The 16,460-nt window shown below is 43.5% G+C and carries 18 protein-coding genes; 8 read left to right on the forward strand and 10 right to left on the reverse strand.

Features of this window, described 5'->3' with window-relative positions; all coding sequences use genetic code 11:
* Positions 1-32: 32 nt before the first annotated feature.
* The 3 genes from murB to VK097_RS00815 are packed head-to-tail and all read right to left on the reverse strand — an operon-like array spanning position 33 to position 2,214.
* Positions 33-962 carry a UDP-N-acetylmuramate dehydrogenase gene (gene murB / locus VK097_RS00805; protein ID WP_414672141.1) on the reverse strand — a complete coding sequence of 310 codons (930 nt, stop codon included), beginning with the start codon at positions 960-962 and terminating at the stop codon, positions 33-35.
* A 27-nt stretch (positions 963-989) separates the two neighbouring features.
* Positions 990-1,814, reverse strand: a complete 825-nt coding sequence (locus tag VK097_RS00810; protein ID WP_324209890.1) for an alpha/beta hydrolase — start codon at positions 1,812-1,814, stop codon at positions 990-992.
* Between the two features lie 19 nt (positions 1,815-1,833).
* Complete coding sequence (locus VK097_RS00815) at positions 1,834-2,214, reverse strand: YbaN family protein (RefSeq protein ID WP_324209891.1); 381 nt, start codon at positions 2,212-2,214, stop codon at positions 1,834-1,836.
* A gap of 372 nt (positions 2,215-2,586) precedes the next feature.
* Here VK097_RS00815 and hisZ point away from each other — a divergent pair, with 372 nt between their 5' ends.
* From hisZ to hisC, 8 genes are all read left to right on the forward strand, one after another.
* Complete coding sequence (gene hisZ / locus VK097_RS00820; RefSeq protein ID WP_324209892.1) at positions 2,587-3,822, forward strand: ATP phosphoribosyltransferase regulatory subunit; 1,236 nt, start codon at positions 2,587-2,589, stop codon at positions 3,820-3,822.
* Positions 3,823-4,449 carry an ATP phosphoribosyltransferase gene (gene hisG / locus VK097_RS00825; protein ID WP_324209893.1) on the forward strand — a complete coding sequence of 209 codons (627 nt, stop codon included), beginning with the start codon at positions 3,823-3,825 and terminating at the stop codon, positions 4,447-4,449.
* A 6-nt stretch (positions 4,450-4,455) separates the two neighbouring features.
* Positions 4,456-5,739 (forward strand): histidinol dehydrogenase, encoded by a 1,284-nt coding sequence (gene hisD / locus VK097_RS00830; protein WP_324209894.1) that lies wholly within the window; start codon positions 4,456-4,458, stop codon positions 5,737-5,739.
* Entirely contained in the window at positions 5,732-6,316 is a 585-nt protein-coding gene (gene hisB / locus VK097_RS00835; RefSeq protein WP_324209895.1) for an imidazoleglycerol-phosphate dehydratase HisB, read from the forward strand. Before hisD ends, hisB begins: the two co-directional genes overlap by 8 nt.
* 294 nt (positions 6,317-6,610) lie before the next feature.
* A complete protein-coding gene (gene hisA, locus VK097_RS00840) occupies positions 6,611-7,321 on the forward strand; it encodes a 1-(5-phosphoribosyl)-5-[(5-phosphoribosylamino)methylideneamino]imidazole-4-carboxamide isomerase (protein WP_324209896.1) in 711 nt (236 codons plus the stop codon).
* Positions 7,322-8,080: an imidazole glycerol phosphate synthase subunit HisF gene (hisF, locus tag VK097_RS00845; protein ID WP_324209897.1), complete on the forward strand. Its 759-nt coding sequence runs from the start codon at positions 7,322-7,324 to the stop codon at positions 8,078-8,080. It abuts the gene before it with no gap.
* A gap of 4 nt (positions 8,081-8,084) precedes the next feature.
* Complete coding sequence (gene hisIE, locus VK097_RS00850) at positions 8,085-8,729, forward strand: bifunctional phosphoribosyl-AMP cyclohydrolase/phosphoribosyl-ATP diphosphatase HisIE (RefSeq protein ID WP_324209898.1); 645 nt, start codon at positions 8,085-8,087, stop codon at positions 8,727-8,729.
* Positions 8,722-9,807: a histidinol-phosphate transaminase gene (hisC, locus tag VK097_RS00855; RefSeq protein ID WP_324209899.1), complete on the forward strand. Its 1,086-nt coding sequence runs from the start codon at positions 8,722-8,724 to the stop codon at positions 9,805-9,807. Before hisIE ends, hisC begins: the two co-directional genes overlap by 8 nt.
* Before the next feature lie 59 nt (positions 9,808-9,866).
* Here hisC and VK097_RS00860 read toward each other — a convergent pair whose 3' ends face one another.
* The 7 genes from VK097_RS00860 to VK097_RS00890 all read right to left on the reverse strand — a co-directional run bounded on the left by VK097_RS00860 (position 9,867) and on the right by VK097_RS00890 (position 16,385).
* Positions 9,867-10,652: a SurA N-terminal domain-containing protein gene (locus VK097_RS00860; RefSeq protein ID WP_491712955.1), complete on the reverse strand. Its 786-nt coding sequence runs from the start codon at positions 10,650-10,652 to the stop codon at positions 9,867-9,869.
* A gap of 200 nt (positions 10,653-10,852) precedes the next feature.
* Complete coding sequence (locus VK097_RS00865) at positions 10,853-11,797, reverse strand: siderophore ABC transporter substrate-binding protein (RefSeq protein WP_324209901.1); 945 nt, start codon at positions 11,795-11,797, stop codon at positions 10,853-10,855.
* Positions 11,798-11,816: 19 nt separating this feature from the next.
* Positions 11,817-12,575, reverse strand: coding sequence for an iron ABC transporter ATP-binding protein (locus tag VK097_RS00870; RefSeq protein ID WP_324209902.1), 759 nt, complete (start codon positions 12,573-12,575; stop codon positions 11,817-11,819).
* On the reverse strand, positions 12,569-13,519 hold the full coding sequence (locus VK097_RS00875; RefSeq protein ID WP_324209903.1) for an iron chelate uptake ABC transporter family permease subunit: 951 nt from the start codon (positions 13,517-13,519) through the stop codon (positions 12,569-12,571). The genes VK097_RS00870 and VK097_RS00875 overlap by 7 nt, the downstream gene beginning before the upstream one ends.
* Positions 13,509-14,462 carry an ABC transporter permease gene (locus VK097_RS00880; RefSeq protein ID WP_324209904.1) on the reverse strand — a complete coding sequence of 318 codons (954 nt, stop codon included), beginning with the start codon at positions 14,460-14,462 and terminating at the stop codon, positions 13,509-13,511. The genes VK097_RS00875 and VK097_RS00880 overlap by 11 nt, the downstream gene beginning before the upstream one ends.
* 205 nt (positions 14,463-14,667) lie before the next feature.
* Positions 14,668-15,393, reverse strand: coding sequence for a DsbA family oxidoreductase (locus VK097_RS00885; RefSeq protein WP_324209905.1), 726 nt, complete (start codon positions 15,391-15,393; stop codon positions 14,668-14,670).
* 128 nt (positions 15,394-15,521) lie between these two features.
* Complete coding sequence (locus tag VK097_RS00890; protein WP_324209906.1) at positions 15,522-16,385, reverse strand: MBL fold metallo-hydrolase; 864 nt, start codon at positions 16,383-16,385, stop codon at positions 15,522-15,524.
* Positions 16,386-16,460 lie beyond the last annotated feature (75 nt).

The raw sequence follows: 16,460 nt of genomic DNA on the forward strand, positions 1-16,460 counted from the left end.
GTGCTATCGATTTCTGCTCAGCTTGATAACATTTATCCAACTGAGTCTTCCCCAATAATTTTTACTTCGCGTTCTAGATTTACGCCGAATTTAGCTTTCACAGTATCCTGTACGAACCGGATTAAACTGATATACTCTGTTGCTGATGCGCTATCCAGGTTAATAATAAAGCCGGCATGTTTTAATGATACTTGTGCCCCGCCAATCTGTTTTCCCTGCAGTTCACTATCCTGAATAAGTTTGCCTGCAAAGTAACCCGGCGGGCGTTTAAACACACTTCCGCATGATGGATATTCAAGCGGCTGTTTGGATTCACGTTTGAATGTCAAATCGTCCATCACCGCTTTAATGTCGCTATATTCTCCCTCTTCCATTGAGAACCTTGCTTCCAATACAATGTATCCTTTATCAGGTATGTTACTTGAGCGGTATTCCAAATCAAGATCGTCTGCTGATAAATGAAGCAGATTACCTGTTGCATCCACAACGATCGCACTTTCCAGAACATCTTTAATTTCACCGCCATACGCACCGGCATTCATGAACAGTGCCCCGCCGACTGATCCGGGTATGCCGCATGCAAATTCAAGTCCTGTTAATGAGTAGGACAAAGCTTTTTGTGAGGCGGTAATGATTCTGGCACCGCTTTGGGCCACAAGTTTCATGCCCTCCACTTCTATTTTCGCCAAACGCCCCAAGTTTAAAACAATACCTCGGATCCCGCCGTCTTTGACTATAAGGTTGGACCCGTTCCCAAGCAGCGTGAACGGGATATTTTCTTTTATGGAAAGTTTTACAATTTCTTGTACCTCTTCATATGTTTCAGGTGTTACAAAAAAATCAGCCTTTCCGCCAAGACGTGTATACGTATGATTATACAAACATTCATCCGCCATCACATTCCCAGGTGATGTTATTTGTTTCAATTGCTCGTACGTATGGTGATCTTTTATCACAAACATCAATCCTTTGTTATTCAATCTGCCAGTTCATTCTCCCGAGTTTAAAAAGGAATAAACCATTTTATCAACTCGGGCATCTTCATGCAACTCACTATGGCCCAATGTATTATCATGAATCATTTCATATGTTAACTGATTGTTGCGGACAATATTTTGTATTGCCCTGACACTTTGTGGTACTACGACGGAATCACCCGTGCTGCCAATACTCAGCACTTTTAATTGTTCCGGTATAACATCTTTATTCACATAAAGCTTTTTTAGTGCGTCTGAATCGGGTTTCAGATTTTCTGCAGCAGGGTCGTGATGAATACGAAAGTACTCTTCATTATAAATCCCATCAAACGGGGCTCCGATAACGACCAATTTATTGACCTTGGGGTATACCCGTTCATTCTGATATGTCTCAATATAATCCATCGTGACAAGACCACCCATTGAATGCCCTACAAGATTCACTGTATTGAACTGGAATGTTTCCTTCATATGTGCCAGCAGTTTTGCGAGCCATGCCGAGGTATTCTGAATGCTGGACCGATTGTTTTCAAAAATAACGTGTACAAATATCGAATCAGTTACGTTTTCCTTCCCATACACGTTCACATCCAGATTACCCGCCGGCGAAACTCTGTAAACTAATGTCCGTTGGCCCCAGCCATATTTATCTTCAAAACGTTTCAGCATATTTCCAAACGAGTTTTTTGTTCCTTTATAGCCGTGTACAAATACGGTTGAATTTTTAATCTGTCCTTCTGACTTTGTCTCTCCCGGAGCATAGAACCAGCTAAAAGCCCCGATCATTAAGATGAATAACAGGACTATACTGATAACATGTTTTTTTTGCAAATGCATATATCTTACCCCACTATATCTAGTGCTCGTTTTGCAGTGTTTTTTGTTTGAGAATGAACCATGTGAAATAGGCGCCAATGCCGGCCAGCAATAGTTTTATCGACAGCAGCGGTATGATAAAAAGAATCGTATAGCTCATGGCCAGCCATAATACCGAAACGCCGATCACTTTCGCTCTTAATGGGATCCCCTTGCCATCCCGGTAATTTTGGATATATGACCCAAAATATTTATTCGTAATCAGCCAGTAATATAAACGTTCTGAACTTCTGACATAACACGCGGCTGCGAGCAATAAGAAAGGTGTTGTCGGTAAAAGCGGCAGAATTACCCCCAACACGCCCAGGCCCAATGAGATTGAACCGGCTATAATTAACAATAACTTTTTTATCTGTTTCATATTAACACCAGCTGTATAGTTTAATAAAGTTAAATAGAGATCTTGCTCCCATTAAGTCGGGATAAACTAATCATGCCTCTGTTTATTATAGCACTTAGCAGCCTGTTATGCTTTATCGTTTATGGAATTTATTTGACATTTAAATTGGCTTTGTTCCATTAAATTAGCTGTATCAGCAATTGAACATCCATCCAATTTCAGCTCACCTCGCCTCAAACCATATTACCGTGCAATCCATATTTCGTTCATACATTTAAAAAAATCTATTTTCACGGTTGACTTTTGCTCTGTTGCTGGCTAAAATATTAAATAACTTTAATTAAATAAAGCAATAAAGTGATAAAGTAGCAGATAACTGAATGGAGTTTTTTTATGCAACCGTATTTAGCAGGGAACGGACATAATTTCAGCCAGATTGACTATCAGCTTCAAAGCAGTCTGGTGTCGGCAATAAAGAGACGCTTTCGTACTTACGGCTATCTGGAAACGGGAACAAGTACATTTCAGGATTATGATATGTACTCCTCCATGATTGGAACCGTTCGAAAACATAATATGATTAAAACGATCGACCCTTCAGGTGACGTGCTTGTGCTGCGCCCTGATATGACCATACCCATTGCCCGGCGCATGGCAAACGAAAATGCATCGCACCGCAGACTCTTTTATGTGCAGAAAATTTTCCGTCAGCTTAAGGAAGAAAGTAATCCTAAAGAATTCACCCAGGCCGGCGTCGAATGCTTTGGTGAGGACACACCTGAGAATGATGCCGAGACGATTGCCCTGGCGGTTCATATACTGCAGGATTTGCAATTTGATCAATTCAAAATCGAAATTGGCCATGCCGGTTTTTTTAAAGACATGATTGATGAACTACCACTATCACCGGAAGAGCTGGAAAAACTACAGGAACTGATTCAGTCAAAAAACCTGGCTGAAATCCGTCCGTTTCTGGATAACCTTTCTGTGGAAGAACCAATCGTCAAAGCAATCGAAACGATCCCATTGTTGTATGGTGCTCCGCTAAATGTCATTGAAAAAGCGGCAACAATTACGCTAAACAACAATATGGAGCAGACAATCAAGTACCTGCAGCAGGTATATGTGTTATTGAAAGCTTATGGCATAGAGAATTCTGTTGTTTTCGATCTTGGTCTGATTAATCACATGGACTATTATTCAGGAGTTATTTTTCAGGGGTATATAACCGGTTACAGCAAGCCTGTATTGATGGGCGGCAGATATAATGGCCTGGCTGAACAATTCGGTGCTGAAATCCCTGCCATCGGATTTGGTTGTATTATCGATCATTTGCTGAATGCCAGGAAAGAAGCGGGGCATACTCCACAGACTGATGAGACTGTTGAACTGGTTATCTATTACGACCAAAGCAGAAGCTCTGATGCCCTGCCGGCTGCAAATCAGCTTCGGAATGCAGGCTATCAGGTACTGACACAGGCGGCTTATAGCAGCAGAAACATTCCGGCAAAGTTCATTGTCCGGTTTACAGACGAACAGCCGCTTTTTATCCACCGGCAAAAACAAACGTCTTTTCAGAGTGTTGATGAATTGAAAGGTCTGCTGCAAACAGAAATGGGGGATATTTGAGTGGATACGATAACGTTAGCACTGGCAAAAGGGCGCACAGCCAAAGATTCTATTAAACTACTGGAAAAATCGGGTGTTTATTTCGATGATTTCAGCAATGAATCCAGAAAACTGGTCTTCTATGATAATACCGACCGGGTCAAGCTAATTTTCGTTAAAGCCGTTGATGTTCCAACTTATGTGGAAAATGGCGCTGCGGATATCGGCATCGTCGGCAAAGATAATATTATGGAGGCCCAGGCGGACATTTATGAAATTCTCGACCTTAAACTGGGCCAATGCAAATTTGCCGTCGCCGGTTTTAATAATAGTCAGCCGGCCAATGGAAATGTGCTGACAGTAGCTTCCAAATACCCGGCGGTTGCGAAAGCCCATTTCCTTAAAAAAGGTGTATCTGTTGAAGCCATTAAACTGAATGGATCAGTCGAGCTTGCGCCAATCATTGGTCTGGCAGATGTGATTGTAGACATTGTGGAAACAGGAAACACCATCAGGGAAAACGGCCTGACAATCCTTGAAGATCTTGATTCGATCAGTACCAGGTTAATCGTCAACAAGGCTAGTTTCACCACAAAATCCGAAAGCGTGCATGCATTTATCAACACGATACAAATTGGTTTGGAGTGACACGGAATGAAACTTACTACAGGTAACCAATTTTTAAGGGAACTGCAAAACCCGACTGAACAAACCGACAACAGCCAGCTGGATTCATCCGTACTGGACATCATCTCCAGGGTGAAGCAAGCGGGAGACAAAGCATTATTGGAAATGACTGAAAAATTAGATGGTGTCAAGCTTGATACGATTCCTGTTTCGGAAGCAGAATTTGCGGAGGCACAGGAAGCAGTCAGCGATGAGTTTATAGCAGCCATTCAAACTGCCCGTGAAAATATTACCGCCTTCCATGCCAATCAAAATGAACAATCATGGTTTATGAACCAGGCTGGCGGCATTACGCTCGGACAAAAAGTGACCCCCATCGAACGGGTCGGTGTTTACATACCAGGTGGAAAAGCCTCCTACCCTTCTTCCGTCCTGATGAATGTCATTCCCGCAAAGCTGGCAGGTGTAAAAGAGATCGTTATGACCACACCTCCGGACAGCGACGGAAGAATCAGCCCGTATGTGCTTTCAGCTGCTAAAGAAGCAGGCGTTGATACGGTTTATAAAGCCGGCGGCGCCCAGGCAATCGCAGCGCTGGCTTATGGCACTGAAACGATCGGCAATGTCTTTAAGATTGTCGGTCCCGGGAACGCTTATGTTGCCCGCGCCAAAAAATGGGTGTTCGGCGATGTGGCTATTGATATGATTGCCGGACCAAGCGAAATTTGCATCATTGCCGATGAAACGGCACAGCCCCGGTTCGTGGCAGCAGATTTGCTCTCCCAGGCAGAACACGATGAACAGGCACGCCCGTTGCTCATTGCAACAAACAGACAAATCGCTGAAGCTGTAAAGGCTGAATTATCCCGGCAAACCGAACGATTGGAGCGAAAAGCCGTCATTCAGCAGTCGCTCGCACAAAATGGCCGCATCATTCTGGCCGAAACTCTTTCTGAGGCATTCGATATCGCTAACCGGATTGCGCCGGAACATTTGCAGCTGATGATCGCGCAGCCATTTGAAAATCTTTCTAATATCACAAATGCTGGAGCGATTTTTCTCGGAGCCTATTCACCCGAACCGCTTGGTGATTATGCAGCCGGACCGAATCACACGTTACCGACCAGCGGCACTGCGGTATTCTCTTCACCGCTTGGGGTCTATGATTTTGTTAAAAAGTCAAGTATCATCCATTATTCAAATGCAGCACTTAATAAAATCTCAACAGATATTATTTCCATTGCCAACGCGGAAGGGCTCACAGCTCATGTCAATTCAATCCAAATCAGAAAGGATGAAAACGATGCGTAATGCCACAATTAACCGAAAAACAGCCGAAACAGCCATCTCAGCAGAACTCGAACTGGATGGCAAAGGGATGTCACAAGTAAAGACAGGCATTGGCTTTTTCGATCACATGCTGACACTGATGACCAAACACGGACTATTTGATCTGAAGCTTAACTGTGACGGCGATCTGGAAGTTGACCAGCATCATTCCGTGGAGGATACAGGTATAGTCCTGGGGCAGGCATTCAAAGAGGCACTTGGTGATAAAGCAGGCATCACCCGTTACTCGACTGTGACAACACCAATGGATGAGGCACTCTCGTTCATTTCCGCCGATATCAGCGGGCGCCCTTATCTCGTTTATCATGTTGGTGGGCTGAAAGATAAAGTCGGCTCATTTGATACCGAGCTGGCTGAAGAGTTTTTCCGGGCCTTCGTCAATCATGCCGGCATTACACTGCATATTAATCTGGCATATGGGACAAACAGCCATCACATCATCGAATCGGTCTTTAAAGGAGTCGGCCGTGCGCTTGATCAATCCGTGTCTCTGAATGACAGAATCGACGGCATCCCATCGACCAAAGGGGCACTATAATAAAAGATGCGGTTTTGACAACAAGAGGGGGACGCCTGAGTTGAAGAAGCTCCCGCACGTTTTGGCGGGCTCTCGCATGTTTTGACGGACTTCTCGCACGAGTTGGTGGACTTCTCGCACGAGTTGGTTTTTGCACCTTCGTATACTCGGTGCAAAACCAACTTCAACTTTTAGAAGATCAAAGACTTAAATTAAGTTTGTCCGATGAAGATGGCAAATTGGCATACAATTTCACCCTGAAAAAAGCGATACGGCCGGTTAAAGCTACTACAATTTTTTGGAGCTGATGCTATTATGATTCTTTTTCCTGCAATTGACATCAGAAACGGTAAATGTGTCCGCCTTATCCAGGGCGACTATAATAAAGAAAAAATATACAATGACTCCCCTGCCGATGCAGCGCAGAAGTGGGAGAAAAATCAGGCTGAATTCTTACATATTGTTGATTTGGATGGAGCCAAAGATGGCGTCTCAGCAAATATTGAAACTATCCGGAAAATCGTTGATGCCACAAATATTCCTGTTCAAGTCGGGGGCGGCATCCGTTCAATGGACATCATCCGTAAATACCTGTCGGCAGGAGTGGATCGCGTTATCATCGGAACTGCCGCTATCAATGACAAATCGTTTCTTGAAGAGGCGATCAGTACATTTGGCAACAAAATTGCCGTATCGATTGATGCCCGAAATGGCCGCGTTGCCACTGACGGCTGGACGGAAACGAGTGATGTGACAGCAAGAGGTCTGGTAAAAGAGCTTGAAACAATTGGCGTAGCGACCATCATTTATACCGATATTTTAAAAGATGGCATGCTGAAGGGGCCGAATTTTCAAGAACTGGATGCCATCAACCAGCTGACCGCCATCAACGTCATCGCTTCCGGAGGTGTATCATCCAAAGCGGATGTTAATCAGCTGAAAAACATGAACCTCTACGGAGCCATTATCGGGAAAGCACTGTACGATGGCACGCTATCGTTTCAATCATTACGGGAGGAGATTTAAATGTCAATAAAACGAATCATCCCATGTATGGACGTTGACAAAGGGCGGGTCGTAAAAGGACATCAGTTCCAGAACATCCGTGATGTGGCCAATCCGATTGAACTTGCTAAACGATACAATGAGGCCGGTGCAGATGAACTGGTGTTTTATGATATTACCGCATCGAATGAAGAACGGCCGATATTTTTGGATATCGTTGAACAGGTGGCGGCAGAAATGGCTATTCCGTTCACGGTCGGAGGCGGCATCCGAAGCGTCGGGGATATCCATCAGACATTAAAGGCCGGATCGGACAAAGTTTCAATCAACAGTGCCGCGGTAAAGAACCCTGAACTCATAAAAGAAACAGCCCTTAAATTCGGCAGCCGGTCCATCGTGCTCTCAATCGATGCCAAACAGACCGGTCCGAAAAAATGGACCGTTTTTACCAAAGGCGGCAGAGAAAATACCGGCCTCGATGCGGTTGAATGGGCAAAGCGGGGAGAACAACTCGGTGCCGGTGAGATCGTCGTAAATGCGATCGATACGGATGGGGAAAAAAATGGCTATAACCTTGATATGACAAAGGCTGTTGCTGACAATGTCAACATTCCGGTTGTGGCAAGCGGCGGTGCCGGATCGGAGAAACACATTGCCGATGCGCTGACAGAAGCAAATGCTGATGCGGCGCTGGCAGCTTCTGTCTTTCACTATAACGACATACAGATCCCTGAACTGAAGAGCTATCTGAAACAAAACGGCATTACTGTCAGGAGGTAATATTATGTACGACGAACAGCTGAACAGGCTCACATTCGATCAGCAAGGGCTGATTCCGGCGATCATTCAGGACGCTGAAACCGCCGAAGTTTTGACGCTTGCTTATATGAACAAGGAATCACTCCAAAAGACACTCGAAACCGGTGAGACATACTTTTACAGCCGGCAGCGCCAGGAACTCTGGCATAAAGGTGAAACCTCAGGAAACCGGCAGATTGTCAGAACGATTCGCTTCGACTGTGATTCTGATTCACTTCTGGTGATGGTTGAGCCGCTTGGACCCGCCTGTCATACTGGAAAGAAGTCATGCTTTTATAATATGCTGCAGGAACATGACACGCGTGATCAAATGGGGATAAACGAACTGACAAATCTCATAAGTCAGCGGCGTAATGAGGCAAGCGAAGGATCCTACACCGCCTACTTATTCGAAGAGGGCATTGATAAGATCCTGAAAAAAATCGGTGAAGAAACAAGCGAAGTCATCATCGGCGCCAAAAATAACGATCACGAAGAAATGACATGGGAGATCGCTGATTTGACTTACCATACACTTGTCCTGATGGAACTGATGGGGGTTTCCATTTCAGATATTAAACAGGAGCTGGACAAACGTCATGCCGTAAAGGAAGGTAGTGCCAATGAATAAATTCTGGAGTGAAGCCGTCAAACGGACAGAACCCTATGTACCGGGGGAACAACTGAACGACCCGAATATTATTAAGCTGAACACCAATGAAAATCCGTATGATCCATCACCACAGGTCACTGAAGCAACACAAAATGAACTAAAACGAAAATTACGCCTGTATCCGTCCCCGGATGCTGATGGCCTTCGTGATGAATTAGGCCGTTATTTTAAGCTCGACAGGGATTACATTTTTGCCGGGAACGGGTCAGATGAAGTGCTCGCATTTTCATTTATGGCTTTTTTTGAGCAGCATGCCATTGTCCGCTTCCCTTCGATTACGTACAGTTTTTACCCTGTATATGCCAAGCTGTTCAATGTTCCGTATGAAGAGATCGCGTTAAACCGTGATTTCACGTTGCCTGCTGAAAATTTTTTCGGAGCTGACGGTGGTGTTATCATTGCCAATCCCAATGCGCCAACAGGATTATATTTGGACACTGCCGCCATTGAAGAAATCGTCATGAATAACCCTGAATGTGTCGTGATCATTGATGAAGCATATATTGATTTTGCCCCCGCTTCAGCTGTTTCTTTAGTTAAGCAATACCCTAATCTGCTTGTTGTAAGAACCATGTCAAAGTCACGGTCACTGGCCGGCTTGCGGGTTGGCTTTGCGATCGGTGATCCAGGGCTGATTGAGGCACTGAACCGGATCAAGGATTCATTTAACTCCTATACAATTGACCGTCTCGCCATCGCGGGGGCAGCAGCTGCCATCAGGGATGAGGATTACTTTCAGGAGATCAGACAAAAGATCATAAGCACAAGGGAATGGCTGATTTCCGAAATGAAAATACGCGGATTTCATGTCCTTCCTTCACACGCTAATTTTATTTTTGTTTCCCATTATAAAGCGTCAGCCGAGTCACTTTACCAGCGTTTAAGGGAGTCAGGCTTTTTAGTGCGTCATTTTCAAAAACCGGAAATTGAAAATTATCTCCGTATTACAATTGGATCCGATGAGCAGATGGAATTCTTTCTAAACGCATTGGATAGTACCATCTTGTCTTCTGCTGGTTCTACTGTTCAGGACTGAAAAAGTTTATTAACATAATCAAAACCAGGTTCCAAATAGAACCTGGTTTTTTAGAGTTTTTATAAATTTATCGTTACATTCGCTTTTTCGCGAAGCTGATCAATAATCTTTTGTGTTGCTTTAGCTTCTTTTTGTCGTTTAACCTGATTTTTCAAATCTGATTTCATGTCTTCAAAAGAAGGGATGTCTCCCCCGCCATCTTTACTGTTTTTGCTCATCTGTTCCCTTTGAGACTTAAACTTATCATAGGCTTCCTTCAGCTCTTTCTCTGTAGGTTCAGTATCACCTGACTCGTCAGCAATCAGCTTATCCATTTTTACCCGCTGTTTCACCTGTGACATGACTTCCTTCTCTTTCATGCCTTGTTCCTTTAAGGCAGATAAAAATTTATCTTTTGATTTGAGCTGATTTTGTTTCGCCAATTCCTTCAGTGTCTCATCAATCTCTTTTTGGGAAGCTTTATAATCTCGATTATTTACTTCCTGTATAAGCAGCTCGGTTCCTACCATACCTTCTGCCGTCTGTTTTTTCAATTTATCCTGGTCGAGTTTCTGCCCGCTCATCTGAGATTGCATGGCCATTCGCTGAAATTGTCCCTTGTAAGTACTTTCAAATTCTTTCTTGGTTATTTCCTTACCATTTACCTTTGCAACAACATCAGGAACTCCTTCCAGGTTGGGTTTAGGCTTTTCTTGCTTCTTAGATGCTTGTTCGTCCTGACTTTCCTTGGCACTTTCCTTACTATCTCCAGAGTCGCCGTCATCGCCGCCGCATGCTGCCAGCACGACAGCCAGACCCAGCGTCAACATAATCGTTATAAGCTTTTTCATAGAGTTTTCCCTCATTTCCTTCCATTGTTATTTCATTCAAACATATTTTATGGCGGTGTCGCAAGTTTTATTATACGGGGTATTTCAAGTGATGTCCCATGACAGCGGCACTTATGGTGTAGATTAACATTTCATTTACAATTCAGCCGGCTTTTTACTTAATTTTGCCGTACGAAAAAGAGATTGGCATTATCACCAACCTCTCTTTCCCTGTTCTATTCCAGGCTTTTCGAAATTTCATTAACCATCTCCTGTACAGAGACCAATCCTCCGCCGGAAAGGTACCAATAGTCCGGATTCAAATAGACAATATTATCGTTCTGATATGCTTTTGTTTGTTTAACGAGTTTGTTTTCAACGACCTGTTTAGCCGAAGATTCGCTCCCGACAACAGCACCGCGGTCAATGACATAAAGCATTTCAGGATCTTGCTCAACGACGTACTCAAAGGAAACGTTCATACCATGCGTGGATGCTTCAATTCCCTCATCAACTGCCGGAATCCCAAAAACATCATGGATGAGGCCGAATCTTGAACTTGGACCATATGCACTGATTTTATCATCATTTGCCAGAATGATTAATGCATTTTTACCGCTTGATGACGCTTGTTCCTTTAAATCAGCAATCGATTGTTCAATCTCCTGAAGTTCCTGATCAATTTCATCCTGCTTATCGAAAATGGTTCCAATTTTTGAAAGATTTTCTTTGAATGACTCCATGTACCGGGTTGTATCAACGCCAAGGTATATTGTTGGTGCAATTTCCTGAAGCTGGTCGTATAAAGAAGACTGCCTTCCGGATATAATTATGAGATCGGGATTCATCTGGGCCAGTTTATCAAAATCAGGTTCCTTTAGACTGCCGACATTCTTGTAGTCGTCACCTTCGTATTTTTCCAAATAGGACGGTATGCTCCCCTTTGGAACACCTGCTGGTTCAATTCCCAATTTATCCATTGTATCGAGCGTTCCATAATCAAATACAACCACATCTTCAGGGTTTTTAGGGACTTCAGTTTCACCAAGTTCATGTGAGACTGTCACCTTTTCCTGTTCCTGGGCTCCGGAAGCATCATCGCTACCCCCTGACGTTGATCCGCATGCTGCCGTAAAGATTGCTGCAATACCTAATACACATATTAAGACTATTTTTCTCATTTATTACACCCTCCAATATTTATGCAAAGTAAACGCAAATTCGTTGGTTATTAACATATTTAATATCAATATCCATGTCGTAAATGTCTCTAAGTACACATTTGTCAATCACATCACAGGTCGGTCCCTGTTTAACGACCTCGCCATCCTTGAGTGCAACGATCTGATCGGAATAGCAAGATGCGAAGTTTATATCATGAATGACAATCAATATTGTTTTATCAAGTTCATCGACAAGCCGTCTCAGTGTCTTCATAATTTGAACAGAATGCCTCATGTCAAGGTTGTTCAGCGGTTCATCCAGCAAAATATATTCAGTATCCTGGGCGATAACCATGGCAATGTGCGCCCGCTGACGCTGACCGCCACTTAGTTCATTAATGTATTTATCTTGCATGTCTCGCAGTTCCATATAATCGATTGCTTCATCAACCTTTGCCCAGTCCTCCCTGCTTAACCGGCCCTGTGAGTATGGGAACCGCCCAAACGAAACAAGCTCGCGGATGGTCAAGCGCAGATTCAGATTATTTGACTGTTTCAGTATGGAGATTTTTTTAGCCATGTCATTATTTTTTTGTTTTGTAATATCTTTGCCGTCAATTGAAATATCGCCTTCATCCTTGGCAATCAGTCTGCTTATCATTGAAATGAGCGTACTTTTCCCCGCGCCATTCGGCCCTATGAATGACGTGATTGTGCCTTTTTCCACTGATACCGAGACATCATTGATGACTTTTTTATGATTATATTTCTTAAAAACACGCTTCAAATCTACCATGATTTATTCTCCTTTAATAAAAGATAAATAAAGTAAATGCCGCCGACAAAGTTGATGATCACACTGATTGTGGTCTGGAATGCAAACAGCTCTTCAACAACAAACTGTCCGCCTAAGAGGGCGATAATGCTGATCAGCACCGAACCGATAATAAGATAAAAATGACGGTATGTTTTTAAAAATTCATAGGCAACATTCACAACCAACAGCCCAAGAAACGTTATCGGTCCGATCAGCGCTGTGGCTATCGAAATCAGGATTGCGACAATAACCAGTAGCCGTTTCACCACATAATCGTATGGAACTCCCAGGTTAACCGCATGATCTTTTCCTAATGCGAGTACATCGAGATATTTGTAAAACCGGATAAAATACAGTGTCACAAGTACCATTAAACCAAGTGATAAATAGACAAGGCTTTTGTTGACATTGTTGATACTGGCAAACATCCGGTCCTGGGCAACCATGAATTCATTCGGGTCAATCAGCACTTGCATGAAATCGGTAAAGCTACCGAAAAAAGTTCCCAGAATCATGCCAATCAGGAGCAGAAAATAAATGTTATTGTTTTCTCCTTTAAAAAGAAAACGGTAAAGCAGCAGCGAGAATAACACCATAATCCCGACTGAAAGGAAGTAATTGATATTGCTGCTCATCATGACCAGTGACTGTGACCCAAATACAAATATAATGAATGTTTGCAAAAGCAGATAGAGTGAATCCAGTCCCAAAATATTTGGGGTCAATATCCGGTTGTTCGTGATTGTCATAAATACCGTTGTTGCAAATCCGATGGCTGATCCGGTTAATATAATGGCCACGACGCTGGTAATCCGGCGCGGCAGAATATAGCCGATATTCCCGGTAAGGTCATATAAAATGTAAATCAGGGTGATGACTGCTGCAATAACTGCCAGGGTGATTGTCTTTTTCTTATAGCCCATATTTCTTTCTCCTCAGCAGCAGATAAATGAATATACCGCTTCCAATGACACCAACGGTCAGGCTGATCGGAATTTCGTACGGATAAATGGCAATCCTTCCGATAATATCGCAGGCCAATACAAAATTCGCCCCCAGCAGTGCTGTATGCAGCAGACTTTTCTTTAAGTGGTCACCCTGATAAATGGTCACGATATTTGGAATAATCAGCCCTAGAAACGGAATGACACCAGCCGTTAACACGACTGACGCTGTTACCAATGCAACGATAATCAGCCCGATATTGACGACCTGCCGGTAATTCAAGCCCAGGTTTCTGGCAAAGTCCTCACCCATTCCTGCAATCGTAAATTTGTTTGCAAACAAATAAGCAATGAGCAGGATCGGGATACTGACATACATAAGCTCGTAATTTCCACTCATGATCATCGAGAAGTCCCCCTGCATCCAAGAGGACATGTTCTGAATCATGTCATTCCTGTAAGCGAGGAATGTTGCAACAGAACTTATGATATTCCCGAACATCAGCCCAACCAGCGGTATGAATATGGCATCTTTGAACTTGATTTTCTCAAGTATTTTCATAAAAACGAAGGTGCCCAAGAGTGCAAACGAGAATGAAATGAACATCTTCTGCAGCGGACTGGCGGATGTAAATAACATCAGCGCCACCAATATCCCCAGCCTGGCTGAATCCAATGTACCCGAGGTGGTTGGTGAGACGAATTTGTTTTTACTTAACTGCTGCATAATAAGGCCGCATATGCTCATGCTCGCTCCCGCAATCAAAATGCTTATGAGCCTTGGCAAGCGACTGATCGTCAACAATTCCAGCTGCTCTTCCGATAAACTGAAAATCTCCCACGGCGCAATATCTGATACACCTATAAAAACAGAAATAAATGATAAAACGATCGCTGCCAGCGCCAGATGCCATATCTTCATAAAAAACCCTCGAATGCATTTTAGAATGATTATTAGATTTTAATAAATCTAACTTAATTAATAATGAAATTCATTATCAATTAGAAGTTGTGTATCATTATAGCAGATTTTGTGACAACTGCAACATTCTTCACAAAAAAATTTGAATTAAAAAAGAAACCCTTGAAAAGAAACAATCTTTTCAAGGGTTTCTGCTATGGACGTATTAATCTTCTTCGATGACCTCGCAGCCTTCATCCGTACAGTATGTGGTTTTGGATTTTTTAGGATTCAATGATTCCAGTGTCGGTGTTTCTTTTTCCTCTTCCCAAACTTTTTCCAATACTTCGCTGAAGACTTCCTGTGGCTGGGCTCCGGATACAGCATATTTGTCATTAAAAACAAAGAACGGCACACCCTGTACATCCAATTGCCTGGCCTGTTCTTCATCGGCACGGACATGGAGAGCATAGTCATCCACTTTCAGCATTGCTGTTACGTCATCTTCTTCCAGGCCAACTTCACTGGCAAGCCTGATGAGTGTTGCATGATCACTGATTAGTTCCGAATCCGTGAAATATGCTTCCAAAAGCCGCTCAGTCATTTCTTTTCCTTTGCCTTTTTCGTCAGCGTATTTTGCCACACGGTGTGCGTCAAATGTGTTCGTATGTTGCATTGTATCGAAATTGTATGTCAATCCCACTTCGGCAGCCTGTTCTCCCAGGCTTTCATTCATGCTTTTTGCCTGTTCAAAAGGCATTCCTTTTTTAGAGGACAGATATTCATGTATATTCTGCCCGGGGTTCACTTCAGCCTCCGGGTCCAATTCATAGCTTTTATAACCCACTTCTACCTCATCACGATGCGCAAATTGCTCCAGGGCATGTTCCAATCTGCGCTTGCCTATATAACAAAACGGGCACACAAAATCTGACCATACTTCTATTTTCATCATAACACCTCGTTTCTGCGTTTTATTGTAGCACAGCACAAAGCTTTACAGTAAACATTGTGCTTAAACGTTTTATTAGAGGCGCGAATTTAATAGAAAAAACAACATTCTAACGGCGGAGTTCAAGTCTAATGTGTTTGTTCGCCATCTTCAATATAACGGCCATAATCCGGCTTGGCCGTTTGATCAAATGTTTGAACGAGCTCTTGCAAGCCTTCCGTTAAGTCTTCTCCCTGCATCGCTGTTCCATGTCCGGGTATGACCATGTCAGGTTTGAGCGCTTCCAGTTTCGCCACCGATTTCTTCGCCGCCTCCCAGTCCGTCGTTAAATAACGCGGTGGACCGTTCACTTCATCGGTTTGCATCAATACATTGTAAAACGAATCCTGTCTCACAGTGATAAACGCATCACCGGAAAGAAGCAGCGCATCACTTCCCCGGTAGAAAGATACATGGCCTGGTGAATGACCCGGGGTATGGATCCATTCCCAGTCCTCCAGCCCGGGGATGGTATGGTCATCCGGAAGGGGGTTAACTGCGTCACCCAAATCAATTGGTTCATTGGGATACATACCGGATATTTTAGCCAGCAGACCGCCTTCAACACCCGGATCCGGCTCAGGATAGCTTTTCTCGCCGGTTAAATACGGCATCTCCAGCTTGTGCGCATATACCGGAACGTTCCATTCTTTCACGAGCTCGACCAAACCCCCGACATGATCAAAATGCCCATGGGTCAGAATAATGGCAGACGGTTTGCTGTTCTCGCCAAAGCGCTCTGTCACAACCGATTTGATTTCATCTGCACCTCCCGGCAATCCTGCATCTACAAGTATCCATTTCCCTCTGTCCGGGTAACCGAGAAAGACAATGTTTGCAATCTGATCGGTGTAATAATACACATCATTGATAACCTCCCGCCCTGAACGGCTTGTAATAGATGTCATCGGGATGAATTTATTGTCCCGGGGCTCATGCATTTCTTCATCCAAACAAAAAACCTCCTTTTTGCCTTAGTATCTGGAGATTTTTTGATTATAATCATGATATTTTGTGAAAACATTGCT

The sequence above is a fragment of the Lentibacillus sp. genome (assembly GCF_035301675.1).
Lineage (GTDB): Bacteria > Bacillota > Bacilli > Bacillales > Amphibacillaceae > Lentibacillus.